This window comes from Tolumonas lignilytica, assembly GCF_000527035.1.
Taxonomy (GTDB): domain Bacteria; phylum Pseudomonadota; class Gammaproteobacteria; order Enterobacterales; family Aeromonadaceae; genus Tolumonas; species Tolumonas lignilytica.
On the sequence record NZ_AZUK01000002.1, the window covers coordinates 40672 to 66666 of the forward strand.

Consider the following 25995-nt stretch of genomic DNA (forward strand, 5'->3'; position numbering starts at 1 on the left):
CCTCCTATTTCAATAGGTATTCAAGCAGAGGATTGCGGAACAGAATAATCAGCACAATGACCAACACGTAGATGGCGAGAGATTCAATCATCGCCAGACCAATAAATAAGGTTCGCGTGATGGATTTCTCAGCCTCAGGCTGACGCGCTATGGCTTCCAAAGCCTGAGCAATGGCGCGTCCCATTGCAATAGCGGGGCAAATGACGCCAATGGCAATGGCCAGAGCTGCCGCCACGGTGGATGCCAATGCAAACCAATGCATATCACTCATTTTTCATCTCCTTCATTGTCTGTCGGCAGATTATTGATTTCATGCGATTGCATACCGCCTGCGATGTAAATCAGCGCCAATGTGCCGAAAATATAGGCTTGTACCAATGCTTCAACGATGTGCAGCATCAGAACGGGGATCGGAACGAGCAGACCGGCCACCATCAGTACCAGCAGTGCTGCCATTTCAAGGCTCATAATGTTGCCGAACAGGCGCATTGCCAGAGCGATGGTCCGTGATAGTTCACCCAGCAGATGAAAGGGCAACAAGATGGGGCTGGGTGTCAGGTAATGTTTAAGGTAGGGCATCAGACCTGAGCTGCGAATGCCATACCAGTGCACGGAAAAGAACACTAGGATTGCCAGTGCGGCGGTCGTTGATAAATCGGCTGTCGGTGAATGTAATTCAGGGATCAACCCCGTCAGGTTGGCAATGGCAATAAACAGCCACAGTGTGCCGATGAAGGGCAATAAGAGGTCGGCTTTACCGGGCAAGACGTTATCAATCGCGGCTTGTATTGATTGAACCGTACCTTCCAGTGCGGTTTGTAATAAGCCGGGGGTTTGCGCTGACAAGTGTCGGGTCAGCAGCCACGATCCCAGACCCAAAAACAGCAGCAATCCCCATGTGGTCATGACTGTCAACGAAATGTGCAAACTGCCGATACTGACAAAAAATGCAGTTGTTTCCATTACCAGTACTTCCTGATAAAGAAATAGACATTGAACACCCCAATGGCCAGCCCCAGAATGATCAGGTTGATGGTCCATTTGAAGGTGTAACCTGTATCCAGACTGTCGAGCCAGTGGCCCAGATAGGCTCCGGCTAAGAGCGGTACTAGAAAGAGCACCGATAAACTGCCAAGAAAAACCGTATGCACCAGTATTGACCGACGGCTTCGTTCAGCCTCTTTCAGCCGTTTACTGTCACGAACAACATCTTGATGCCATTGTTTATTGTTCATCATGGTCACCTGTCTAATTGTCGCAATCGATGGAAGAGCGCTTGTTCTAACTGCTGCAGATTTGTTCTGACAAGACGGAGAGAAGCTTCTTCCTGGGCGAGCTGTCCGGCCAGTAACCCCGCAATACGTTCATGATCTTTATGGACAAGGTAATGGCGGGTATCGATAGTCAGTTGGTTATCTGAAAAATGTAAGACGGCACCGGGACATGCGAGGTAATACCAACTCCCATCACTCGAACTGAAGCGCGAAAGCCCATAATTCAGGATCGTCAATAACGCCGTTCTGCCGGGAAGAATGCCAAAACAACCTGAATCATCGGTACCGACAAAACTGACGATATCCGGCAGGGTTTCATGCTTGATGGCACTATGCAGCGATAGGGTCATGACGTTCATTTCTGATCCCTCATGCTGCCGCGCATATAGCATTGATCTTCGGAGATACCGTCATATCTCCCGTTCAAAAAATCCTCACAGTCAGCCAACGTGGTCTCCAACGGCACAGAAACACCAGAGATGCCGGTATGCTCGGAGACTACAAAAAAAGGCTGCGTCAGATAGCGTTCGATTAACCGAGCACGCAGTACGGTTTGGCGATCGACTTCGGAGAGGGCTTCGAGCCCTAGCATGGCGATGATGTCTTCCAGTTCACGGTAGCGGGCCAGATGCTCCCGGATGGTCTGAGCAACTCGATAATGGCGTTCACCGAGCGTGACGCGATCCATCATACTGCTGCCAGATGCAAGCGGGTCGACGGCGGGATAGATCCCTTTTGCGGCCTGGCTACGCGAAAGGATCACGGTGGTATCGAGATGTGCAAGTATGGCACTGACCGCAGGATCGGTCATATCATCAGCCGGGACATAGACCGCTTCTACGGCGGTAATGCTGCCGTTTTGTGTCGATGAAATGCGTTCTTGCAATTCCGCGACTTCAGACAACAGTGTCGGTTGATAACCAACGGTCGCCGGCATTCGGCCCAGTAAACCGGAAAGCTCACTACCGGCCTGGACGAAGCGAAAAGCATTGTCCATCAGGAACAACACCTCTTTGGCAACATTGTCACGCAGATATTCCGCGTAAGTCAGCGCTGAGAGTCCGATACGAAACCGCACCCCCGGTGATTCATCCATCTGACCGAACACCATCAGTGTCCTTGGCATGACACCGGCATCCTGCATGTCATGCCAGAGTTCATGGCCTTCCCGAATTCGTTCACCGACACCGGCAAAAACGGAAACTCCATGATGCAATCGAATGATGGCATTCATGAACTCCATGATCAGTACGGTTTTGCCTACCCCGGCGCCCCCGAATAATCCTGTTTTTCCGCCGCGCACAAAAGGGCAAAGCAGGTCAATTACCTTGATTCCGGTTGGCAACATTTCACTGCTGTTTCTCGCCTCATGAAGCGGTGACGGGGCTGTGACAATATGCCGGAATTCATTAGTCTCAAGTGGGGTACCGCTATCCAGCGGATGACCGAAAATATCGAGCAATCGACCCAGACAGTCGGGTGTCACCGGTACCTTTAACGGGCCGCCAGTATCAAAAACAGGCATGAGACGACGTAAACCGCTGGTGCGATGTAAGGCAATCGCGCGGACACGCGATTCATCCAGATGGCGATGCACTTCAAGGATGCAGCGTTCATTCTCAAGGCTAACGTAAAGAGCCTGATGCAGCGGTGGCAAACAGTGACAAAGAATGTCGATCACAGGGCCGTGGACTTTTTCAATCACGCCCAACGGCGGATGCTCAGGAAGAGTGCATGGTGGTGGAAGCACTGAGCGAGAAGAAATATCCATTTCAACTCCTGTCGAACCTCATACCTGGCAATCTGGATGAATACTTTGTGGTGTCAGGTGCTTATAAATGGATGCTACTTATTAAAACTATAGTACATCGTTTTAAGCACTTGGTTTTATTCGTGAGGTTACAGACGCGGGTAGCAAAAATATTCATCAAAGAGGGAATATTCGAAATCAAAAAAGGCAGCTAATGCTGCCTTTCAGAAAATCATTAGATATTTTCTACGGGTTGCTGCGGCGCAGACTTGGATGATAAATGCAGCGTACGCTCCAGGATCTGGCTATAAATCGGTTTACCGCCCAACATCTGTGCAACCAGGGTGGCACTTAACGTCGTCACCATCATCGGCAAGATGAGGCCATAATTGTTGCTCATTTCTGTAACGAGCACGATCCCCGTTACTGGCGCACGTACTGAGGCAGCAAATAAGGCACCCATGCCGACAATAGGAAAGACGCCATAAGCAATACTGATCTCAGGAAACAGGAGATGGCACATATTACCTGCCAGCGCGCCACATAATGTACCCAGTGACAAGGCTGGCGCAAACACGCCGCCCGGAATACCAGAGCAGAAGCAAACCAATGTCCCCCAAAAACGCCACACTAAAAGCCAGAAAAGCCATGTCAGCGGTTCTGGTTGGGTTGCCCATTGTGGAATCAGTTGCATACCACCTGTTGTCAGCCCATGTGCGGTCAGTGACATAAAGCCAAACACACCCGCCACCGTACTGCCAACCATGATCAATACGGAACGTTTGTTCTTATGCAGTGATAAATAACCATTCTGGAAGGCATTCACGAAGATATTAAAAGCATATCCGATACATCCCATCACACAGCCAAATAGGAAAAACAGAGGCAGGGAGGAAAGGGCTGGCGTTGGGAACGTTGGCACACTAAAGACAGGGCCTGTACCGTTAGCTATCTGGCGAACGACCGTGCCGCTGATGACGGCGATGGAGACAACTTTAATTGATAAGAAGGAATAACGGAATTGAGGGCGCATTTCCTCCAGAACAAATAGTATTCCGGCTAATGGTGCATTGAAGGCAGCGGCCAAACCGGTTGCGGCACCAGCAGCCAGCAAGGCATGCGATGCATCTTTAGGCAGCTTGAATATATCGGCAACCATCTTTCCGATATTGCCACCAATCTGCACGGAGGGGCCTTCACGCCCGAGAATCATTTCAGAACTGAGGGCACAGGTACCGCCAAAAAACTTAACGGGGAGTACACGTTGCCAGCGGACAGGTCTGATATCATCTAATGCGCCTTCAATTTCAGGAATACCCGATCCGCCAGCTTCAGGTGCGAAGCGATGCATCAGATAGAATGCAATACCACCGAGCACAGCACTACAGATAAAAGCAGGTAACCATCTGATTGCAATTGGAAAGTGGTGGAGGTAGATAATTCGCAAGCTGGTCAACATATCGACAGCATTTTCAAAAAGAACACACACACCGCCAGTGAGGACTCCGGCCAACATGGCCAGTGTTAATACTTTGGGTGACGTGTAATCGTGGCGAATAAATCGACGCACCAAACGACGAATGTGTCGGTGACGGCTATGTTGTAGCTGTTGTTCATCCATTTTGAATACGATATTACAGATTTTAATTACCTATTTTGTAATAAAAAATTAATCTAGGAAATATAAATACAGGTAGTCCTGTACCGGGGCTACCTCCTCTTTATCTCAACCATTAGCAATACATTCACCATTTCTCATATAAAATTCCCTTATATTTCATTTTATTAGCAATAAATGTATTCGAAATACATTTTTCTTTATGGAAATAAGCTTTTATTAATAATTGGTACTTATGCTGGTTGTGTCTTTTTGCATCATCAGGATTGCATAATGAAACAACCCAATTCGCAGTATCGTTTGGCGATAGCCATTACTTCCGATGAAATTCAGGTATTACAAGGCTATATCCGGGCATTGTTTTTGCGGGAGTTCAATGCGCATGTTCCACATTTTCTACCATTCCTTGTTGGATTCTATGATCAGCACAATCAATTGTGTGGTGCATGTGGATTAAACCCTGCCGGACTGCATCGTTTATATCTCGAACATTATCTGGATGCCTCCATAGAACAAGCGATGTTGTCAGAATATGGTGTGGCAACCAGTCGTACTGGACTCATTGAAATCGGTAATTTTGCCTGTAGTGAATCCGGGATGGCTCGAATTTTCTTCGCTGCCTTATGCGACAACTTGTATCAGCAGCAATTCCAATACGCGGTATTAACCGGAACCAATAAGATCCGCAATATTTTCACTCGTTTGCATATGGAGCCGCACATTCTCACTGAAGCATTACCGGAGCGGGTTGGATGTGATGCAGCCAATTGGGGCGCCTATTACGAAAGCCATCCATTGGTCATGGCGGTTGAATTGCAAGCGGGTTATCAGCTTTTACGACAAAACAGTCTGTTGCTGCAATTGCTGGATCCTACACCGCTGATTTTTCCAGTATTCACGCATGGTTTACCAATGATGGCTACGAGGACAGTGGCATGAGTATGATCTGGTCAATAATAGAACAATGGGCGGAGCGGGAACCGGAACGGATCGCGTTGTGCGATGAACAGGCACAATGGACATACCGGGAACTCGTCACTCGGGTGCGAGCAATGGCAGCGACGTTTCAGGATACCGGTGTAAAACGGTTAGCGTTGCAACTGGATAATGGTCTGGACTGGGCTTGCTGTGATTTAGCGGGTTTAGCGGCTGGCGTCGTGATCATTCCCGTACCTCTGTTTTTTACCGCTGAACAGCAGGCATGGGTACTGGAATCCAGTGGTGTTGATAGCCTGATTGGTCCGGGGCGTGAAGGCTGGTCGGGGCATCCGTTACCGCAATCCAAATATACCTTGTGGCAACGTACAGTGACATCCGCAGTTGAGCTTCCTGCGGGTACCGCAAAAATTACCTATACGTCAGGAACAACCGGCCAACCCAAAGGCGTGCTGCTGAGTGATGAACATTTGGCTCTGGTATCGCAGAGTTTGGCGGCCAATATGCAGTCTCTTGATGTGACAACGCATCTGACTCTGTTGCCTTTTTCCACTTTGCTGGAAAATATTACCGGGCTCTATGTGCCGCTGCTGCTGGGTTTACGCAGCGTAGTGCTACCGCTCGCTAGTGTCGGTTTTGCAGGCTCCAGTCAGTTTAATCCGGCTGCGTTGGTTCAAACGTTGCTACGCTGGCAGCCACATACATTGGTACTGGTACCAGAACTGTTGCGTGTGGTTCTGATGCTGGTGCAACAATACCCAGGCATTGCGACATCATTGCAGTTTATTGCTGTCGGTGGTGGCAAAGTAGCTGCAGATCTGGTGGTGCAGGCGCGTCAACTTGGGCTACCCGTGTATGAGGGATATGGTCTTTCCGAATGTGGTTCGGTAGTTGCGTTGAATACACCGGCACATGACCGGGTTGGCAGTGTGGGTCAGATTTTGCCGCATTGTCAGATCACCATAGCGGAAGATGGTGAGATCCTGGTGCAGGGCGCTGCAATGCTCGGTTATCTCGGAGTGGAAACATCATTGTCATCTGATGAACCTATCATTGCTACCGGTGATTTGGGCTATTGCGACGCAGAGGGCTTTTTGTGGATTACGGGACGTAAAAAAAATGTCCAGATCACGGCATTTGGACGTAATTTTTCGCCGGAATGGGTGGAAGCCGAAGCGCAGTTATTTTCTGCCATTAACAAGCTTGTGGTTTTTGGTGACGACTTGCCAAATAACGTCGCGGTGATACAGGTTAATCCCTCCTGCGCCCATCTACTTTCTGAACAAATTCAGCAACTCAATGCCCGTTTGCCCGATTATGCGCAAGTCCATCAGCTGATTCTGGCTGATCTCTCTCCAGCCAGCGGATTATCAACCATGAATGGTCGTTTACGTCGTCACGCTATTTTCCAACAGTTTCATCATGAAATTCTGCAGCTCACTACCGGAGGTTCTCAATGAGTTTTTATCAGCAATTACAGGACAGTACCGCAAAAGAGCGTGCATACCTCTTGTCTGCCCCCATCGTTAGACAATGTCAAAATGGGGATTTTTCACTTGATACCTACAAAGCATTTCTGGCTCAGGCTTACTATCACGTTCGGCATACCGTGCCTCTGTTGATGGCGACAGGTAGCCGCGTGTCAGACGAGCAGGAGTGGGTTCGTGGTGCCATTGCTGAATACATCGATGAAGAATATGGCCATCAGGAGTGGATTTTAAATGATATAGCCGCTTGTGGTGGTAATGCGGAAGCTGTCCGTCATGGTCAACCAGGCCAAGCCATAGAATTGATGGTGGCGTTTCTCTATGACCAAATTTACCGCGGCAATCCGTTGAGTATCTTTGGCATGGTGCAGGTATTGGAAGGAACCAGTGTATCGATGGCGCTCATGGTCGTGGAACAGTTAAAAGCCCGGTTAGGCTTGCAAGCCAATACCATGAGTTATCTGACGTCTCATGGTGAGCTTGATCAAGATCATCTGAAATTCTTTGCTGGGTTGATGGATAAAATCACGCAGGAGGCAGATCAACAAGCCATTATTCATGCGGCCAAAATGGTGTATCGGCTTTATGGCGATATGCTGCGTGAACTGACGGCGGAGGCAGCATGAAGCTCGATCAGGCACGAATTTTACTCACCGGTGCCAGTGGTGGCATTGGTCAGGCTTTGGCACGTCATCTTGCCGCTCAAGGGGCCAGATTGTTACTGCAAGGGCGCAACACTGAGCAGTTGACACAACTTGCTGCCAGCCTACCTCATCCAGAGCAACACCAGATCATTGCCGCAGATTTATGTGATCCGGCAGGGCGGAACACATTGTTGACTCAGATCGCTGATCTGTCACCTCTGAATGTCGTGATCAACAATGCGGGCACGAATCAGTTTGCCTGGCTGGAGCAGCAGTCGGAAGCGCAGATCCATCAGCAAATTCAGCTCAATTTAGAGGTACCGATCCTGTTGTCCCGTGCGGTATTGCCTTACCTGGCACCTCAGGGCGTGATCATGAATATCGGTTCCAGTTTGGGCAGCATCGGTTATCCGGGCTATAGCGTCTATTGTGCATCCAAATTTGCTCTGCGTGGGTTTAGCGAGGCGCTCAATCGGGAGCTGCAAGGTTCCGGACGGCAAGTACTGTACTTCGCACCGCGTGCAACCAAAACGTCGCTCAACTCCGCGACGGTGAATGCCATGAATGAAGCATTAGGTACACAGAGTGACTCGGCGGATGTTGTTGCGTTGCAGGCTGTCGATGCCTTGTCACGTAATCAATTACGGCGCTGGGTTGGTTGGCCGGAAAAATTGTTTGTCCGGCTCAACGCACTGTTTCCTCATCTGGTCGACAAGGCCATTGCCAAGCAACTGCCAATTATCCACCGTTTTGCCCATGCATCTCAGAAGGGAGATTAAATCATGACTTATTCGTTCATTCGGACAACATTAGCCACTTCTCTCATGGTGTCATCGACGACGTGGGCGGCTGACGCGACTTTAGGCCAAATCCAAAATCAGTGGGCAGTTTGCCAGTATCAAACCATGTCAGATCACAAAGAGTCTTGTCTGAGTGCGCTGAGCAAATCAGCAGATCAATTAAGTCAGACGCACTCGGATCGAACCGATTTATTGATTTGGTCTGCGATTGTGAAAAGCAGTTATGCCGGTGCCAAAGGGGGAGTAGGCGCTCTGTCTCTGGTCAAAGATGCAAAGAGTGAGTTGGAGCAGGCAATCAGTAAAGATCCGAATGCTTTGGACGGTTCGGCCTATACCAGTCTGGGCGTGCTGTATTATCAGGTACCGGGTTGGCCTATTGGTTTTGGCGATAGCCATAAAGCAGATGAATTGTTAAAGAAAGCATTGGCGATGAACCCGACCGGGATTGATCCGAATTTCTTTTATGGTGATTTTTTATTGGAACAAGGACATAAAGCCGAAGCGAAACAATATCTGCTAAAGGCAATGGCAGCACCAGCCCGTGAAGGCCGTGAGATCGCAGATCGAGGTCGCCGTGCTGAAATCAAGGCACGTCTGGAAAAACTGTAAGACTTTTTATTGAGCTGGCTCTCTTTGTGGAGCCTTTGTCTGAATGACAGATTTATGACAACAGAGCCGTATGTATCACCAAACGCAGATTATTTCCACGCTCACTGACTCCATTCAGAGCGGAAGAGATGAGGTCAAGAGTCGATGCCATTAAATAGGGAAAGATTAGGTCCATCTTAGTGATGGCGTTTGCATTTATCGCTGTTTTTTGCCTCATCAAACAACAAGAAACGAGAGATTTGGATTTAAATTATTACTGATTTAACGAATGTGACCGTTTTTGTCATGTTACTGTCATTTTTCTTTACTACATTTATTCCGACTGGTCATGAACATCACTGAACTCGTTTAATTAGGAATGTAGGAAAGACAAATGAAAATGACGCTCAAAACTCTTGTTGTTAGCATGGCTATCGCTTCTTCAGCAACCGCAGCTTATGCCTCTGATGTTACTGGTGCAGGTTCTTCTTTTGCTGCTCCACTATATTCAAAATGGGCTGATGCATACAACAAAGAAAGCGGCACTCGCATGAACTATCAATCTATCGGTTCAGGCGCAGGTATCAAACAGATCATTGCTAAGACCGTTGATTTTGGCGCATCTGATATGCCTTTAACTGATGATCAGTTAGCTAAGGATGGTTTAGTTCAGTGGCCAACAGCTGTTGGTGGCATCGTGCCAGTTATCAAAATTGATGGCGTTGCTGCTGATCAACTTAAGTTGACAGGTTCAGTTCTGGCCGATATTTTCGACGGCAAAATTACTAAGTGGAGTGACCCAGCTATTGTTAAACTGAATAGCGGCCTCAAATTGCCTGATATTCAGATTTCAGTAGTACACCGTGCTGACGCTTCTGGTACCACTTTTGGTTTCTCTAACTACCTGAGCAAGGTAAACCCAGAATGGGCTGAGAAATACAAATTTGGTACAACAGTAAACTGGGCTGTTGGTGTTGGTGGTAAGGGTAACGAAGGCGTGTCTGCATTTGTGCAACGTCTTGCCGGTTCTATCGGTTATGTTGAAACTGCGTATGCAAAATCAAATCACATGACCACTGTGGAACTGCAAAATGCGGATGGTAATTTTGTTGCTGCTACACCTGCTAGTGTTAAAGCTGCAGCAGCTGGTGCTGATTGGTCTAAATCATTCTATCAGATCCTGACTAACCAGCCTGGCAAAGACTCTTGGCCAATCACCAGTGGTACATTTGTGCTGGTACACCGTACTGCTGACAAAGCTGAACAGACAGAAGCTGTATTGAAATTCTTTGATTTCGGTCTGAGCAAAGGCGATAAACTGGCAGAAGAGTTACAATATGTTCCGATGCCAGAATCAGTAAAAGAGCAAATTCGTAAAGAATGGACCACTATCAAAGGTGCAGATGGCCAAGCTCTCTGGAAAAAATAAGGTTTACGCTGCCAGTTTTGTGCTGGCAGCTTTTCTTTCTAAAGAGATTTTATAATGGATTCAAGTTACACCTCGGTAAATGATGTTGAGAAGGATAACTTCGAAACAAAATCTGTTTCCCGCTTCAGAATCAAAAATCCCGGTGACGTGGTTTTTGGTACCTTGGCGTTTCTGGCTGCCTGCCTGACACTGGCTGCTTTAGCAGGAATCATCCTTTCCCTTTTTGTTGGTGCATGGCCTGCAATTCATTCTTTCGGATTGAATTTCTTTACAGATTCCAATTGGAATCCTGTTAATGATGAATTTGGTGGTTTCACCATGATCTATGGGACGTTGGTTACGTCTCTGATTGCATTATTAATTGCGGTACCGGTGAGCTTTGGTATTGCCGTCTTCTTAACTGAATTATCTCCGCGCTGGTTGCGTCGCCCACTCACTACGGCGATTGAATTGCTGGCTGCAATTCCGTCCATCGTGTATGGCATGTGGGGGCTGATGGTATTTTCACCTCTGCTGTCGACCTATGTGCAACAACCACTGCAAGGCTGGATGGGAAACATTCCGGTCATTGGTGCATTATTTCAGGGGCCACCCGTTGGTATCGGCATTTTAGCCGCCGGGATCATTCTGGCCATCATGATCATTCCTTTTATAGCATCCGTTATGCGCGATGTTTTTGAAGTTACTCCGCATATGCTAAAAGAATCAGCATATGGAATTGGATGCACCACATGGGAAGTCATGTGGCACGTTGTTATGCCGTACACAAAAGTCGGTGCCATTGGTGGCATCATGCTTGGTTTAGGGCGTGCGATGGGGGAAACGATGGCCGTAACTTTCATCATCGGTAACACCAGTTCGTTTACTGGTGCATCGTTATTTCAGCCTGGAAATACCATCACGTCTGTGCTGGCCAACGAATTTGCTGAAGCCTCAACAACACATCAATCTGCACTGTTTTATTTGGGCTTAGTCTTGTTTTTCATTACCTTTGTTGTTCTTGCGTTTTCGAAGTTGCTACTGCTTAAACTGGCGCAACGAGAAGGAGGAAGATCATGATTTATCCTCGTTCTTCATTGAATTCTGATAGCCAACAACGATTCAAGCGTCGCAAAGTAACGAATGTTGTCGCATTGTTTTTTTCAATGCTGGCAATGGCATTCGGCATGGTCTGGCTAATTTGGATCTTATGGTCGGTTCTGCAGTTAGGGTTTAAGGGGCTTTCGTTATCGACGTTGACTCAGATGACGCCAGCACCGGATTCAGCTGGTGGATTGCTTAACGCAATATATGGTTCTGTTTTAATGACCGCCGTAGGTACTGCGATTGGTACGCCGATTGGGCTGATGGCCGGTGTTTATCTCTCTGAATACAGTGGACGTTCTCTGTTTGCCAAGGTGACACGGTTTATCAATGATATCTTGTTGTCTGCACCTTCTATTGTTATTGGTCTATTTGTGTACGCACTGGTCGTTGCACATACGCAAACCTTTTCCGGCTGGGCCGGTGCGATTGCACTTGCACTGATGGTTGTGCCTGTGGTTGTCAGAACCACCGAGGATATGTTGCGTCTGGTGCCAAATACACTTAGAGAAGCAGCCTATGCGTTGGGAACACCGAAGTGGAAGGTGGTCTCTTTTATCGTTTTGCGTGCAGCACGTTCTGGCGTATTGACGGGTGTCATGCTGGCTGTCGCACGTATCTCTGGTGAAACAGCACCACTGTTATTTACTGCACTGAATAATCAATTCTGGGTGACCGGGTTATCTCAGCCGATGGCGAGTCTTCCTGTGACCATCTACAAGTTTGCCATGAGCCCCTATACGAACTGGCAGGAGTTGGCGTGGGCTGGTGTATTGATTATCACTGTGGGTGTTCTGATTATTAATCTTACCGCTCGTGTGTTTTTTGGTAAGAAGGATTGAAAAATAATATGAGTAATTCAACTGTTCTACCTTTTGAAAATAATGTCCAGACTCAGAATGCAGACATCGGCATTTCTATTAAAAACCTTGATTTTTATTATGGTCAATTCAAGGCATTGAAAGACATTAATATGGAAATTCCTGTTCGGGGCGTGACTGCATTCATCGGTCCGTCAGGGTGCGGTAAATCAACACTATTGCGAATTTTTAATCGCATGTATGAACTGTATCCGGAGCAAAAAGCAACGGGTGAGATTCTTGTTGATGGCCAAAATATATTAACTTCAAAAGAAGACGTTGCATTAATTCGTAAAAAAATTGGTATGGTGTTTCAGAAGCCAACGCCATTTCCAATGTCTATTTATGAAAACATTGCTTTCGGTGTTCGTCTTTATGAAAAATTATCAAAATATGAGATGGACGAACGTGTTGAATGGGCGTTGAAAAAAACTGCTTTATGGAGCGAAGTAAAAGACAAACTGCATCAAAGCGGCATGAGTTTGTCTGGCGGTCAGCAACAACGTTTATGTATTGCTCGAGCTATTTCAATTAAACCAGAGATCTTGTTGCTGGATGAACCGACATCAGCGTTAGACCCAATTTCCACTGCGAAAATTGAAGAGTTGGTTGTTGAATTAAAGCAAGAATATACAATTGTAATTGTAACCCATAACATGCAACAGGCTGCGCGTGTTTCAGATTTCACAGCATTTATGTATTTGGGTGAACTGATCGAGTTTGATAATACGGACAAAATCTTCCTGAAACCGGGACGTAAGGAAACAGAAGATTATATTACAGGCCGGTTCGGTTAAATAACACCGCAGCAGCTAGCAATTATTTATTACTGGCTGCTGCAAATTTTTATAAGGCAATTCAGAAACAGAACAGTAAAACCAGTCAGAATTATTTTTTCATGGCATCCATTACGATATAAATGCCGAGAACAATTAGAAAAATACCAAATACTGTCTTGAGTATTTTTTCATCTAGCTGTACTGCAACGCGAGCACCTAACCAACTTCCAATCAAGACCATAACTGCAATGGTCAATGCCGCTTTAAAATCAACCTCTCCATGTCGGTAATATTCTAAAACTGCAGCGATTCCTACAGGCGGCAACAGAATGGCCAGACTAGTACCAGTTGCAAGTTTTTGAGAAAAACCAAGAATATATATTAATGCGGGGACAATAAGAACACCACCGCCGATCCCGAATAATCCGGAAAGTAAACCGGCAGATAGACCAATTAATATAAATCCAAAGATCATCATTCTTTTTGCCTTATGAAATAAAAAAACACCTCGGAAACCTATCCGAGGTGCCAATTCTCTCGCTTATTTTGCGGTTATTCAAAATAATTTTTGGAGAAATAAAGTTAAATAATCCCACAATCTACTAAAGATACCGCCTTCATGTATGGCATCTAAGGTAACTAATGGATATTTAGCAATATCTTTACCATCAACACTCAAGAATATGGAACCAACAGGCGTACCTTGCTTGAGCGGGGCTTTTAATTCCGTATTCAGTTGGAAATCTGCTTTTAAGCGAGAAACCTCATTTCGGGGAACTAACAGGCTAATATCTCGGTCAGTACCTAAACTCACTTTGAGTTTATCGCCCATCCAGACACGCTGTTTTGTCAGTTCGGTATCTTTTTTATACGGTTGAACATTTTGGTAAAAACGGAAACCGTAAGTGAGCAGTTTCTTACTTTCATCAGCTCGTTGTTGTTCGCTGTTGGCACCAATAACGACGGAAATTAATCGCATGTTTTCAGGGCCAGTCGCAGAAGCTACCAGATTGAAGCCGGCTTCACTGACGTGGCCGGTTTTGATGCCATCTACAGTTAATGATTTGTCCCACAATAACCGGTTACGGTTATGTTGTGCGATGCCATTGAACGTGAAGTCTTTCTGCGAGTAAATGGCATATTCATTGGGTAAATCATGAATTAGTGCTCTGGCAAGGATGGCCAGATCGTGAGCAGTAGAGTAATGGTCGATATTATATAAACCGTGAGCATTCACAAAATGTGTATTGTGCATGCCCAATTTTGTTGCCCATTCATTCATTAAGCTTACAAATGAATCTTCAGAGCCTGCAATATATTCAGCCATGGCAATACAGGCATCATTACCAGAGTCGATAATAATACCTTTGTTCAGGTTTTCGACGCTGACTTGCTTACCGACTTCAACGAACATCTTTGATGAATCGCCGTAGTTTTTAGCCCACGCATTTTTACTGATGGTAACCATGTCGGTGGGTTTAATTTGGCCTGATTTCAACGTTTGCCCAATGACGTATGACGTCATCATTTTCGTTAAACTTGCTGGTGGTAATCGTTCGTCGGCATTTTCACCAAATAGAATTTCACCACTATTGTAGTCCATAAGGAGCCATGCTTTGGCTGCAATATTGGGTGGGCTTGGCACAGCAACAGGGTTCAATTGAGGTTGTGGTTTAGGGTCTGGTGTTGCAAGTGGTGTTGGTTGCGGAATTATAGATGAAGATTCAGGAGCAGCAAAAATAGGAGAGGAAACCGTTAGAACACTGGTTAATAGAATAATTGGGATGGGTTTCAAAACATTTATCCTTCTTAGCCTAATTGAGAAATTTATACTGATATTCACATCGCCATTGAAGTCTTATTCCATAAAATCTCACTCACAGCCAATCGATAATCCTTATACAAGGCTTCATATGGAGTGCGATGCTCATCATTTATGAACGGCCAGTCAGGGTAACTTCATTACATTAATTATTCCTTAACCTGTTTTTTTGATATTGGTAATTCATTTAATTGATAAGGGGATATTCATGTGCCGATTATCGATATGGTTATATGTGATTACTATGCTTCTGTCTGTAAGAGAGGGGGGAGATATTCAGGTTAGATTTGAAAAATCGAGAGAATACGGAAAGAGAAGAGAAGCAAACGAGTTCACTTATTTCTTGCATACTCTTATTGGTATCTATAAGTAGTTTACATGCCATAGTGACTCTTACTTTCTTTAAAATATCAGAAAAGGTGGTATTTTCTTGTTTCAGTTTTTCATTCAATGTCCATCTGCTTATCTTTAAGGCAAAACATACATCAGTCATTATTTGTATTTCAGACTCTGAACGCATGTTTTCAATGGAATTCTTTATTATTTTCGCGACAGTTCCTGATAAGCTTTGAGTTTTTTCTAATTCTATTCGTTTTTTATTGACTTCATTTTTTTGTATTGAATGTAAAGCTGAGTTGAAAAATGAGCTGGTTTTATCAAGAGAGATATTATCTACTATAATAAAGTTTGAATTTTGATTGAACTGGCATCTGCTTTCGAAGAAATTATTTAGTAAGCCTTTATTTTCATACAGATCACCCATGAAGCCAATTTCAATGTTTTTGAAGTCAGCGTATGCTTGCATTAAGTCATATAATAGAATGAAGTTGCCGATAGCAGAGATGTTGTTTATATGGGTAGGCCCCATATTGATGTATTCAATTTTTGTTTTTGAATCATTTCTTGTAACAGTAATAGAGTCACAACTTCCAATTATTATTCTATTTTCAATAAATCGATTAATGGCACTGATGGCTGATTCTTCATTAAGACAGACACCAAGCAAATTGGGATACCACTCATAGTATGCCTCCATTACGCCGTGTTTAATGCAATTCTCCAGCATCGGTAGGATCATTGATGGGTAATTTCTCGATATTTCTGACATGAAAGCATAGTGTTGTTTTTCTGATAATCTTCCATCATGACACTCAATTTCATAGCTGCTAAGCCCACAGGTATCCATTATCTCTTTTGTGTTGGCACCATTGGAGTCTAAAAAAAGGAGCATATTTTGAGCCATCAGATTAGAGACATTTTTTCCCATAGAACACCGGATAAAGAATAGATAATAATGAGATATTATTGATCTTATATTATTATAAATAAAAATAGTCCCCACATAAAAATGATTGCCATCACAAAATAAATCCAATGTGACGCTTGTTTCCATATTTGTAACAAATAGTAATATGGTGATGAGCTTTTGATTTTCAATCATTTCACCAAAATGTCAAAAAAAAACACCAAAAAGCAAAGAAATATATATTCCTCTTTATTAGATTAGATGTGCAATTTATTAAATCATCGCAAGTCGATGATTGGAATTAATATTGTCTATAAATTTAACGAGTTATCAGATTATTAATAACCATGATTGACATCGGGCTAATGTGCATGGACTTCGCCTGGCAATCTAATCTATTTTTAAAGGAATAAAATGATGACGTATAACCATAAAATAAAAGTAAGTATTGTCGCAGTTGCTGTTTCGGTCGTGCTGGCGGGCACTATAGCGGGTTGTAACACTGACAGTTCTACAACTACGGTTAAAGATGATGCTTATTATAAGTCTTTGGCGGAAAGTTTGATTGCCAAGATGACGGTAGATGAAAAACTGAATATGCTTGTTGGCCCTGGAATGACAAACGCAAATGTAGCCAATTTGAAGTCAGATACAGCCGGGGTCGCGGGATATATTAATGGTGTACTCAATACTACTTCTGGCCTGGATATACCCGCTTCCAAATTGGCGGATGGCCCAGCAGGTATTCGTATTACCTCAACGCGTAGCGATACAGCGGGAACTTTTTATACAACAGGGTTCCCTGTTGGTACTTTATTAGCCTCTACCTGGAATCCTGAAATCGTAAAAGAGGTTGGCGCCGCAGCAGGCAACGAAGCCAAAGAATATGGGATTGATTTCTGGTTGGCTCCTGGTATGAATATTCAGCGAAACCCGCTGAATGGCCGTAATTTTGAGTATTATTCGGAAGATCCTCTTGTTACTGGGGAAATGGCTGCCGCGATGGTTTCAGGTGCTCAATCGGAGGGTATCGCGACGACGATAAAGCATTTTGCAGCCAATAACTCTGAAACCAACAGAATGAATGTAAACAACATTATTTCACCACGAGCTTTACGTGAAATATATCTGCGTGGTTTCCAATATGCTGTTGAAAATGCTCAACCGTGGGCATTAATGAGTTCTTATAATAAAATTAATGGCACCTATACCAGCCAGCGTGCTGATTTGCTTACAAACGTATTGCGTGATGAATGGGGTTTCAAAGGCTTGGTCATGAGTGACTGGTTTGCCGGAGATAATGCACTTTCTCAAGTAACAGCAGGTAATGATCTCATTCAACCTGGGGCAACAAATTTTGTAACCGGCGAGGTTCCATTAACCGTATTAAAAACAGCCTATGCAAATAAAACATTAAGTGATGACATTATTAATCGTGATGCAACACATATTCTTACTCAGGCACTGAAAACACCATCTAATCAGAAATATGTTTTTTCAAATAATCCTGATTTAAATGCACATGCAGCGTTAGCAAAACAAGCTGCCGAAGAGGGGATGGTTTTATTAAAAAATGCATCTGCTTTGCCAATCGATTCTACATCCGGGACTGTTGCCGCTTTCGGTATTGCGCAACTGACTACGCGGAAAGGCGGAACAGGCAGCGGCGATGTTAATACCGCATATATCAAGAATATTATCGATGGTTTATCTGGGCAGTTTACCGTTGATAGTACGTTAAAAACGACATATGCAGATTGGTATAGCGCTAACAAAACCCAGCAATGGGATGCATTTCATATGAATTATACTTGGGCGTGTTCGGAGCCTGATGCGTCTGCTTTATCAACAACGGAAATCAATACGGCCGCAGCGGCAGATAGCATTGCAGTTATCAGCATTTCTCGTATTGCAGGGGAAGGTGCGGATCGCAGCGCGGATAAGGGTGATTATCTGTTGACTGATGCTGAAAGTACATTGATTGACAACGTATCGACGGCGTTCCATGCACAAGGGAAAAAAGTCGTAGTCGTGCTGAATGTGGGTGGTATTGTTGATACAACGGCTTGGAAAGACAAAGTTGATGGGATTTTACTGGCCTATATGCCGGGTCAGGAAGCAGGTGATGCTATCACCGATTTGCTGTCAGGTGTGACGAATCCAAGTGGTAAATTGGCACAAACAATCCCGGCCAGCTATGCCGATGTTCCATCAGCAACATCTTTCAACGGCGTAGATACCAATAGTGATGGCACCGTAGATACAAACTACTATAACGAAGATATCTACGTTGGTTATCGCTATTACAATACGTTTGATAAACCAGTAGCGTATCCGTTTGGATTTGGTTTGTCGTACACGACTTTTGGTTACACCAACTCCGCCGTTTCTGATAATACTTTAAATTCAAAAGGTGCGAAGGGGAGTGTCACGCTGACCACTACCATTACCAACACAGGCAACGTGGCAGGTAAAGAGGTTGCGGAGGTTTATATTTCAGCGCCTGAAGTGAATCTGAAAAAGCCGACAATCGAGCTGAAGTCATTTGCGAAGACCAACAAGCTCGACGCGGGCGCTACTCAGCAGTTAACCTTCACCATACCGGCAGAGCAACTGGCCAGTTTTGATGAAGCTAACAATCAATGGGTCATTGAACCGGGCGTTTATAAAGCCTATATCAGCCCATCTTCAGATGTTTCTTCGACAGATCCAGTGACATTTACGGTTAATAGTAAAGTAGTTGTCAGCAATACGAGTTCTGGTGCTTTGGCCTTACCAGATGGCGTAACTGAATCATCCTTTATCACTGTCAGTAAATAAGCAAAGTAAAGAAAAGGCAGATCCTGATGGGGTCTGCCTTTTTCTATATTATCGCATCACGTTAATGCTGATTTTCTGGCATCCGGATGAAAAGCTTCGGCAGAATCAAGCGCCATACGCTCATAGGTGATCCATTTCTGATCAGCCACTTGCTGCGCTATTTTCATCAGCCGTTGAGCTTCTTCCGGATGCTGTTGCATTAAGGTTTGGTAGCGGCTTTCATATTTCCGGTATTCAGACAATGGCCGGGTCGGTCGCAGACTATCGAGCGTGAATGGGTTGAGCCCTTGTTCCCGTAAGACCGGATTGTATCGAATTAACGGCCAATGCCCGGAGGCTACGGCGCGTTTTTGCTGAGCTAAACCGTCTTTCATATCGATACCATGTGCAATGCAATGACTGTAGGCAATGATGATTGATGGGCCCGGATAAGCTTCGGCTTCGCGCAATGCCTGTAATGCCTGCTGTGGATTGGCACCAAATGCAATTCTGGCGACATAGACATTACCGTAAGAAATCGCCTGTAACGCGACATCCTTTTTGGCCATGGTTTTGCCGCCGGCTGCAAATTTTGCAACGGCACCCAATGGCGTCGATTTTGACATTTGCCCGCCAGTGTTGGAATAAACCTCCGTATCCATCACCAAGATGTTGATGTCTTTTCCGGATGCAATCACATGGTCTAAGCCGGAGGAACCAATATCGTAAGCCCAGCCGTCGCCACCGACGATCCAGACTGAACGTCGGATCAGATGATCGAGCAAACTCTGTAAGTTCAACCCTGATGCTGACTGATCATCGCGCAGCAGTTCACGCACCTTCAGCAGACGGGCCCGTTGAGCCTGTATTTGTGATTCGATCTGTTGCGGGGCATTAATGATTTGTTCGACCAGATCAGAACCGAGCTGCTGAATTTTAGTGGTTAAGGCTTTTTCAGCCTGATATTTATGATGATCGGCGGTCAGGCGGAACCCCAACCCAAATTCGGCATTGTCTTCAAATAATGAGTTTGACCAGGCTGGGCCTTTACCCTCGCCATTTTTTGACCAAGGCGTAGTCGGTAAGTTCCCTCCATAAATGGAAGAGCACCCGGTTGCATTGGCAACCATCATGCGATCACCAAAGAGTTGGGTCAGTAATTTCAGGTAGGGCGTTTCACCACAGCCAGCGCAAGCGCCTGAAAATTCGAAAAGGGGTTCTAAAAATTGTACGCCACGGATCGTAGAAAAATCGACGGCGGATCGTTTTGGCCACGGCAAGGTCTGGAACCATTCCAACGCCTTTTTTTCTCGTTCGAGGATCGGTAATTTATCGACCATCTGTATGGCTCGTTGTTGTGTATCCCCATCCCGGACTGGGCACGCCTCAACACACAGACCACAGCCGGTACAATCTTCAGGATAGACCTGCAACGTGTAGAGTGTGTCAGGAAAACCATGTGCACTGATCGGTGCAGATTTGATGTCGGCAGGGGCACTATCTATGAGGCTTTGATGATAAAACTTGGCGCGAATGGCGGCATGAGGGCACACAAAGGAACAGTTCCCACACTGAATGCAAAGATCCTGATGCCATTCAGGGATCTCCAGTGCAATATTCCGTTTTTCCCATTGGCTGGTGCCAGACGGGTAGGTGCCATCAACGGGTAATAACGACACGGGAATACGGTTACCATGATCCCGAATCATTTCTGCGGTCACATCGCGAACAAATGGCGGGGCATCATCTGGAATTGTCCATACCGCGTTGTTGGAGGTGGATATCTGCTCAGGCACGTTGACGCGATGAAGATGATTCAATGTCACATCGACGGCATCAAAATTTTTCTCAATGATGGCAGTCCCTTTCTTGTGGTAGGTTTTTTCAATGCTTTTTTTGATTAATGCAATGGCCTGCTCTTTAGGCATGACGTGTGATAGCGCAAAGAAGCACGTTTGCATGATGGTATTGATTCGAGAACCCATCCCCGTGAGCTGGGCAACTTCTTTGGCATTGATGACGTAAAAATCGAGTTTTTTTTGCAAGATCTGCTGTTGTACCAGCGAGGGAAGATGCTGCCATGTTTCATCTGCCGGGTAGGGGCTATTGAGCAGAAAGGTGGCTCCGGTTTCTGCATGGCTTAATACGTCGGGAGATTCGACAAAGTTAAACTGGTGACAACCGATAAAATTAGCGGCACTGATCAGGTAAGGGGCATCTATCGGTTCGGGCCCGAATCGCAAGTGGGAGATTGTTTTTGAGCCCGATTTTTTCGAGTCGTAGACAAAATAGCCCTGCGCATAATATTCGGGTAAATCCCCAATGATTTTGATACTGTTTTTGTTTGCACCTACCGTACCGTCGGCACCCAGCCCAAAAAACAGAGCCCGGATCTGATTGGCGGGTTCGATTTGCCATGATTCATCCCACGGTAAACTCAAGTAAGTCACATCATCGATGATCCCGATGGTAAAGAAGTTATTGGCGGTTGGTTTCTGTTGTTCTTCAAAAACTGCCTTGACCATGGCGGGTGTAAATTCTTTGGACGAGAGCCCATATCGGCCACCGCTGATCGTGGGGAATGTCTGCCACAATTCCTTTTGAATGCCGAATACAAAGGCACTGACGGCATCTTGATATAACGGTTCACCACCAGCACCGGGTTCTTTTGTTCGATCCAGCACCGAAACAAATCGGGTGGTTGCCGGAAAGGCCTTTATAAAATGCTCGGTAGGAAATGGCCGATACAGATGCACCGTGACAATACCGTATTTTCCTCCTGAGGCATTAAGGGCTTTGACTGTCTGTTTAACGGTTGAGGCGCCTGAGCCCATGATGACGATGACATGCTCGGCATCATCCGCACCCTCATATTCCACTAGGTGATATTGTCGTCCGGTGATCTGCGCAAATTGCGCCATGGTTTCTTCTGTCAGGGCAGGCACTTTGTCATAGAAAGCGTTGATGGTTTCCCTGCTTTGGAAGTAGGTATCAGGGTTCTGAGCCGTTCCTCTGATAAAGGGCTGATCGGGGTTTAACGCGCGCATTCTGTGCTCTCGCACCCACTGATCACAAATCATCTGCCTTATCTGCTCATCCGAAAGACGGGAAATTTTGTTCACTTCGTGTGATGTTCGGAATCCATCAAAAAAGTGCAGGAAGGGAATGCGAGATTTTAATGTCACCGCGTGGGCAATCATGGCCATATCCTGCGCCTGCTGCACGGAACCAGAGGAGAGCAGTGCAAAACCGGTTGTTCTGGTGGCCATGACATCCTGATGATCGCCAAAAATCGACAAACCCTGTGCGGCAAGAGAGCGGGAGGCTACGTGAAAAACGGCTGACGTCAGTTCTCCGGCAATTTTGTACATATTCGGGATCATGAGCATCAACCCTTGCGAGGCCGTGAATGTCGTACTCAGTGCCCCGGCTTGTAATGCACCATGCACAGCACCGGCTGCGCCTCCCTCATGCTGCATTTCAATGATCGTCGGGATATCGCCCCAGATATTGGGAATGTGTTGTGTTGCCCATTCATCGGCCAGTTCTGCCATGGTTGATGACGGCGTGATCGGGTAAATCGCGCAAATTTCACTGACTTTATAAGCGACCCAGGCTGCGGCTTCGTTGCCGTCTGTCATCACCATGTCAGATGGAGGCACTTCATGATCTTTATTCATGTCCGCGGCTCCTCATTGATCATTTCGATTGCATGACAAGGGCATTGGTTATAGCACGCCGCACAGCCGGTGCATTTGTCGTAATCAATGCGATATCCCAGCCCTTTGCCCAATTTCTGGATCGCTTCTTCAGGGCAGGAACCATAACAACCATCGCATTCAAAGCAGTTGCCGCAGGAATAACAGCGTGCGGCTTCATAGCGTGCCTGTTCAGCACTGAGCCCGCCAATGATTTCGTCAAACCCTTCGCGTTCTTCCGGGGTGACAACGGGTTGGCTGGTGGCGTCGGCATCGGTGTCATACCAAAGATGCAACTTGGAGTAGGGTATGACAGGGTTTGTCTTAGGTTTGACATAGGGTTGATTGCGAAGCCAGCCATCAATGTGGCGTGCAGCCTTTTTACCATGACCTGTGGCAATGGTGACGGTTCTTTCTGACGGCACCATATCACCGCCAGCAAAAATGCCCGGAACACTCGTCATCATGTGTTCATCAACTACCACCACGCCGTCTTCATGCAATTTGATATTGGGGATCCGCTCAATCACGGACAGATCGACCTGCTGCCCCAAGGCCAGAATGACATTGTCAGCTTCCAGCGTTTCATATCGCCCTGTCGGTTGTGGATGGCCGCTCGGATCTAATTCCATTTCTTCGATGGTTAACGTGGTGCCGTCGATTTCCCGAATGGTCCGCAGCCAGTTAATAATGACACCTTCCTCCAAGGCTTCTTCCGCCTCGAATGGATGCGCAGGCATGTGTTCTTTATCCCTGCGATAGATGATCACGGCTTCTTCAGCCCCTAAGCGGTGGGCGGTACGTGCGGCATCCATGGCGGTGTTGCCGCCGCCATAAATCGCTACCCGACGACCTAATTTAGGCACTTCACCGCGTTCAACGGCAGACAAATAGCTGACGGCATCAAAAATTTTTCCAGCATCGCGCATAGGGATGTCGATCCGTCTTGCCAAGTGAGCGCCTATTGCCAAAAACACAGCGTCGAACCCGTTGTCTTCTTTGACTTTCAATACATCGGTCACTTTTTGATTCAGTTTTAATGTAATGCCGAGATCCAGTATCTGTTGGATTTCACGATCTAAAACATCCCGCGGCATACGATAGGCGGGAATCCCGAATCGCATCATGCCGCCTGGCATCGGCCCTGCTTCGTGGATTTCGACTTCATGCCCCAGTCGTCTCAGTTGCCATGCGCATGATAGACCGGAAGGCCCGGCACCGATGACCAATACCTTTTTACCGCTCTTTGCCACATTCAGGGCGGGTTTCCACCCTTGCTGAATGGCTAAATCTCCGATAAATCGTTCTACGGCATGAATACTGACAGCCTGATCAACCTGTTTCCGGTTGCAGGCATTCTCACACGGGTGATAACAAACTCGGCCATGAACCGCAGGCATCGGATTGTTGGCGATCAGACATTGCCAGGCTTCCTCGTAGCGTTCGGCTTGTGCCAGTGACAGCCATTCCTGAATATTTTCTCCGGCAGGACATGCATAATTACAAGGAGGGAGAGAATTCATATAAATCGGATGCGTTCGCCGGATGGGGCCTGTACCGGTGGGTATATGCAGATCGGGTGGCGAAGTCATATCGTGCGCTGATTTTTTCATATCACGCCCTTAGCAGAATGCTTATAGAAACTGTAGCTCATAGAAAGCATATTCTCCTTTTGGTATATGCGCGTTTACTCATGAATTTCCATCAAAAATACATGCCACATCCGCAGTGTTAAGGTATTGTTAACACCTATTTATTTAGCCTCTACTAATATAGGTCTTCATTATGCTTGTGGTCATATTGCGATATGTACTGGTGTCTTACCTCTTTTTGTTTCAATGCGTGATGGCTGAAGAACCGCTTCCGGCGGCAATAAAGGCATTTGAAAAACAAGGCATGCGTATTGTCGGTCGTTTTGATGCACCAAATGGTATGCAGGGATATGCGGCGGAATATCAAAAACAAGGGATAACCTTATATGCAAGCCGTGATGGCAAATTCGTAATCAGCGGTTATCTTTATGACGCCAAAGGTAATAATCTTTCGTTGAAACCCTTGAACGAATTAGTCTATGCGCCGATGGCTAAACAGGTCTGGTCGAAGTTGCAAAAAAGCACTTGGATCGCTGATGGTCAGGCTAATGCGCCGAAAATTATCTATATGTTTTCAGATCCCAACTGTCCTTACTGCAACCGCTTTTGGCAGCAGGCCCGTCCTTGGGTAGACAGTGGTAAGGTTCAGATACGGCATATTCTGGTGGGAATTCTCAGTCACGATAGCCCGACCAAAGCGGCGGCCTTGTTGACGATGAAAGATCCCGCTAAGGGTTTGCTGGAATACGAAAAAAGCCAAGGGAAGAACGGCTTGAAACCGTTAGATCCTATTCCAGCGGCAATACAAAAAAAGTTGGATGATAATCAGCTATTGATGGATGAACTGGGATCAGTTGCCACACCAACCTTATTGTATTTTGATGACAATGGGCATTTGCAGCAACAACAAGGAATGCCAGAACAAAACGAACTGAGCAAAGTGCTTGGGCAGTTGAATTAAGCAGGGTTTAAACCATGAAAGGTATCATTGATATATCCCGGCAACGCGTCATTGGTTCTGCTGGGCAGGTAAAAAAATGGGATGGAGAAGTGCTCTTTCCTGAAACGCGTAGCTACAAGATTTTATTTACCCTCAATAATCTGGATAGTGCCGCAGAGGGTATTCAACCTGCGGTTGATAAAATTGCCCGAGCGATAAATCTGTATGCATTGGCTTCGGTTTCTCTTGATCATCTCGCCGTGGTTGTATTGGTTGCGGGAGCGGCTGTCGAACTCTTTAATACAGAGCACAGTGTCTATGAAAAAAATCAGGCGGTATTACAGGAGTTAGTCGATGCCGGCGTTTCTTTTATGATTTGTAGTCAGGCGCTGGCTGGCAAAGGTATAGCCGCGACGAGTTTGCCGCCTTTTGTGGATATTGTGCTTTCTGCGATGACAGCATCGGTGGAATTGCAAACACAGGGATATGCAGTGTTAACACTCTGACCACTAAGGGCAAAAATGCAAAACCATTTTTGCCCTTATCCATTCTGGTTTTACCTTCGACGATACCTTTTCCCACCCAATACAAAATGATGTACATGCTCACACAGGAATTTATCTGTGTGATAAGTCTATATCCGCTTGAAA

At 45.9% G+C, this 25995-nt stretch carries 23 protein-coding genes; 12 read left to right on the plus strand and 11 right to left on the minus strand.

Annotated elements, in window-relative coordinates:
* Positions 1–4 precede the first annotated feature (4 nt).
* The 6 genes from atpE to clcA all read right to left on the minus strand — a co-directional run bounded on the left by atpE (position 5) and on the right by clcA (position 4645).
* On the minus strand, positions 5–271 hold the full coding sequence (gene atpE / locus H027_RS0115160; RefSeq protein ID WP_024873290.1) for an ATP synthase F0 subunit C: 267 nt from the start codon (positions 269–271) through the stop codon (positions 5–7).
* Positions 268–963, minus strand: coding sequence for a F0F1 ATP synthase subunit A (locus H027_RS0115165; protein WP_024873291.1), 696 nt, complete (start codon positions 961–963; stop codon positions 268–270). Before H027_RS0115165 ends, atpE begins: the two co-directional genes overlap by 4 nt.
* A complete protein-coding gene (locus tag H027_RS0115170; protein WP_051449046.1) occupies positions 963–1235 on the minus strand; it encodes an AtpZ/AtpI family protein in 273 nt (90 codons plus the stop codon). Before H027_RS0115170 ends, H027_RS0115165 begins: the two co-directional genes overlap by 1 nt.
* 5 nt (positions 1236–1240) lie before the next feature.
* A complete protein-coding gene (locus H027_RS0115175; protein WP_024873293.1) occupies positions 1241–1633 on the minus strand; it encodes a F0F1 ATP synthase subunit delta/epsilon in 393 nt (130 codons plus the stop codon).
* Positions 1630–3045, minus strand: coding sequence for a F0F1 ATP synthase subunit beta (gene atpD / locus H027_RS0115180; protein WP_051449047.1), 1416 nt, complete (start codon positions 3043–3045; stop codon positions 1630–1632). Before atpD ends, H027_RS0115175 begins: the two co-directional genes overlap by 4 nt.
* A 214-nt stretch (positions 3046–3259) precedes the next feature.
* On the minus strand, positions 3260–4645 hold the full coding sequence (gene clcA / locus H027_RS0115190) for a H(+)/Cl(-) exchange transporter ClcA (RefSeq protein WP_024873296.1): 1386 nt from the start codon (positions 4643–4645) through the stop codon (positions 3260–3262).
* Positions 4646–4915: 270 nt separating this feature from the next.
* Here clcA and H027_RS0115195 point away from each other — a divergent pair, with 270 nt between their 5' ends.
* The 9 genes from H027_RS0115195 to pstB all read left to right on the plus strand — a co-directional run bounded on the left by H027_RS0115195 (position 4916) and on the right by pstB (position 13266).
* The gene (locus H027_RS0115195; protein WP_024873297.1) at positions 4916–5581 is read left to right on the plus strand and encodes a thermostable hemolysin; all 666 of its coding nucleotides are present in this window, start codon (positions 4916–4918) and stop codon (positions 5579–5581) included.
* Complete coding sequence (locus H027_RS0115200) at positions 5578–7038, plus strand: AMP-dependent synthetase/ligase (protein WP_202593497.1); 1461 nt, start codon at positions 5578–5580, stop codon at positions 7036–7038. The genes H027_RS0115195 and H027_RS0115200 overlap by 4 nt, the downstream gene beginning before the upstream one ends.
* Positions 7035–7691 (plus strand): iron-containing redox enzyme family protein, encoded by a 657-nt coding sequence (locus tag H027_RS0115205; protein ID WP_024873299.1) that lies wholly within the window; start codon positions 7035–7037, stop codon positions 7689–7691. The genes H027_RS0115200 and H027_RS0115205 overlap by 4 nt, the downstream gene beginning before the upstream one ends.
* Positions 7688–8488, plus strand: coding sequence for an SDR family oxidoreductase (locus H027_RS0115210; RefSeq protein ID WP_024873300.1), 801 nt, complete (start codon positions 7688–7690; stop codon positions 8486–8488). Before H027_RS0115205 ends, H027_RS0115210 begins: the two co-directional genes overlap by 4 nt.
* 3 nt (positions 8489–8491) lie before the next feature.
* The gene (locus H027_RS0115215; RefSeq protein WP_024873301.1) at positions 8492–9118 is read left to right on the plus strand and encodes a tetratricopeptide repeat protein; all 627 of its coding nucleotides are present in this window, start codon (positions 8492–8494) and stop codon (positions 9116–9118) included.
* A gap of 373 nt (positions 9119–9491) precedes the next feature.
* On the plus strand, positions 9492–10526 hold the full coding sequence (gene pstS / locus H027_RS0115220) for a phosphate ABC transporter substrate-binding protein PstS (RefSeq protein ID WP_024873302.1): 1035 nt from the start codon (positions 9492–9494) through the stop codon (positions 10524–10526).
* 54 nt (positions 10527–10580) lie between these two features.
* Complete coding sequence (gene pstC / locus H027_RS0115225) at positions 10581–11585, plus strand: phosphate ABC transporter permease subunit PstC (protein WP_024873303.1); 1005 nt, start codon at positions 10581–10583, stop codon at positions 11583–11585.
* Positions 11582–12451: a phosphate ABC transporter permease PstA gene (gene pstA / locus H027_RS0115230; RefSeq protein ID WP_024873304.1), complete on the plus strand. Its 870-nt coding sequence runs from the start codon at positions 11582–11584 to the stop codon at positions 12449–12451. The genes pstC and pstA overlap by 4 nt, the downstream gene beginning before the upstream one ends.
* Before the next feature lie 8 nt (positions 12452–12459).
* On the plus strand, positions 12460–13266 hold the full coding sequence (gene pstB, locus H027_RS0115235) for a phosphate ABC transporter ATP-binding protein PstB (protein WP_024873305.1): 807 nt from the start codon (positions 12460–12462) through the stop codon (positions 13264–13266).
* A 91-nt stretch (positions 13267–13357) separates the two neighbouring features.
* Here the strand turns inward: pstB and H027_RS0115240 are convergent, their stop codons facing one another.
* The 3 genes from H027_RS0115240 to H027_RS0115250 form a co-directional block, all read right to left on the minus strand.
* Positions 13358–13726, minus strand: a complete 369-nt coding sequence (locus tag H027_RS0115240; protein WP_024873306.1) for a sulfite exporter TauE/SafE family protein — start codon at positions 13724–13726, stop codon at positions 13358–13360.
* A gap of 78 nt (positions 13727–13804) precedes the next feature.
* Positions 13805–14962 carry a D-alanyl-D-alanine carboxypeptidase family protein gene (locus tag H027_RS0115245; protein WP_237657993.1) on the minus strand — a complete coding sequence of 386 codons (1158 nt, stop codon included), beginning with the start codon at positions 14960–14962 and terminating at the stop codon, positions 13805–13807.
* A gap of 337 nt (positions 14963–15299) precedes the next feature.
* Positions 15300–16337, minus strand: coding sequence for a helix-turn-helix transcriptional regulator (locus H027_RS0115250; protein WP_024873308.1), 1038 nt, complete (start codon positions 16335–16337; stop codon positions 15300–15302).
* 396 nt (positions 16338–16733) lie between these two features.
* Here H027_RS0115250 and H027_RS0115255 point away from each other — a divergent pair, with 396 nt between their 5' ends.
* Positions 16734–19136, plus strand: coding sequence for a glycoside hydrolase family 3 N-terminal domain-containing protein (locus H027_RS0115255; RefSeq protein ID WP_024873309.1), 2403 nt, complete (start codon positions 16734–16736; stop codon positions 19134–19136).
* A 56-nt stretch (positions 19137–19192) separates the two neighbouring features.
* On the opposite strand, the gene nifJ is transcribed toward H027_RS0115255, so the two are convergent.
* Together nifJ and H027_RS0115265 are read right to left on the minus strand one after the other, a co-directional pair.
* Positions 19193–22795: a pyruvate:ferredoxin (flavodoxin) oxidoreductase gene (gene nifJ, locus H027_RS0115260; RefSeq protein WP_024873310.1), complete on the minus strand. Its 3603-nt coding sequence runs from the start codon at positions 22793–22795 to the stop codon at positions 19193–19195.
* Positions 22792–24426 carry an NAD(P)-binding protein gene (locus H027_RS0115265; RefSeq protein ID WP_024873311.1) on the minus strand — a complete coding sequence of 545 codons (1635 nt, stop codon included), beginning with the start codon at positions 24424–24426 and terminating at the stop codon, positions 22792–22794. Before H027_RS0115265 ends, nifJ begins: the two co-directional genes overlap by 4 nt.
* Positions 24427–24598: 172 nt before the next feature.
* Between H027_RS0115265 and dsbG the strand changes: the two genes are divergently transcribed.
* Both dsbG and H027_RS0115275 read left to right on the plus strand, forming a co-directional pair.
* Positions 24599–25366, plus strand: coding sequence for a thiol:disulfide interchange protein DsbG (gene dsbG, locus H027_RS0115270; protein WP_051449048.1), 768 nt, complete (start codon positions 24599–24601; stop codon positions 25364–25366).
* A gap of 14 nt (positions 25367–25380) precedes the next feature.
* Complete coding sequence (locus tag H027_RS0115275) at positions 25381–25851, plus strand: DsrE family protein (RefSeq protein WP_024873313.1); 471 nt, start codon at positions 25381–25383, stop codon at positions 25849–25851.
* The last annotated feature ends 144 nt before the right edge of the window (positions 25852–25995 follow it).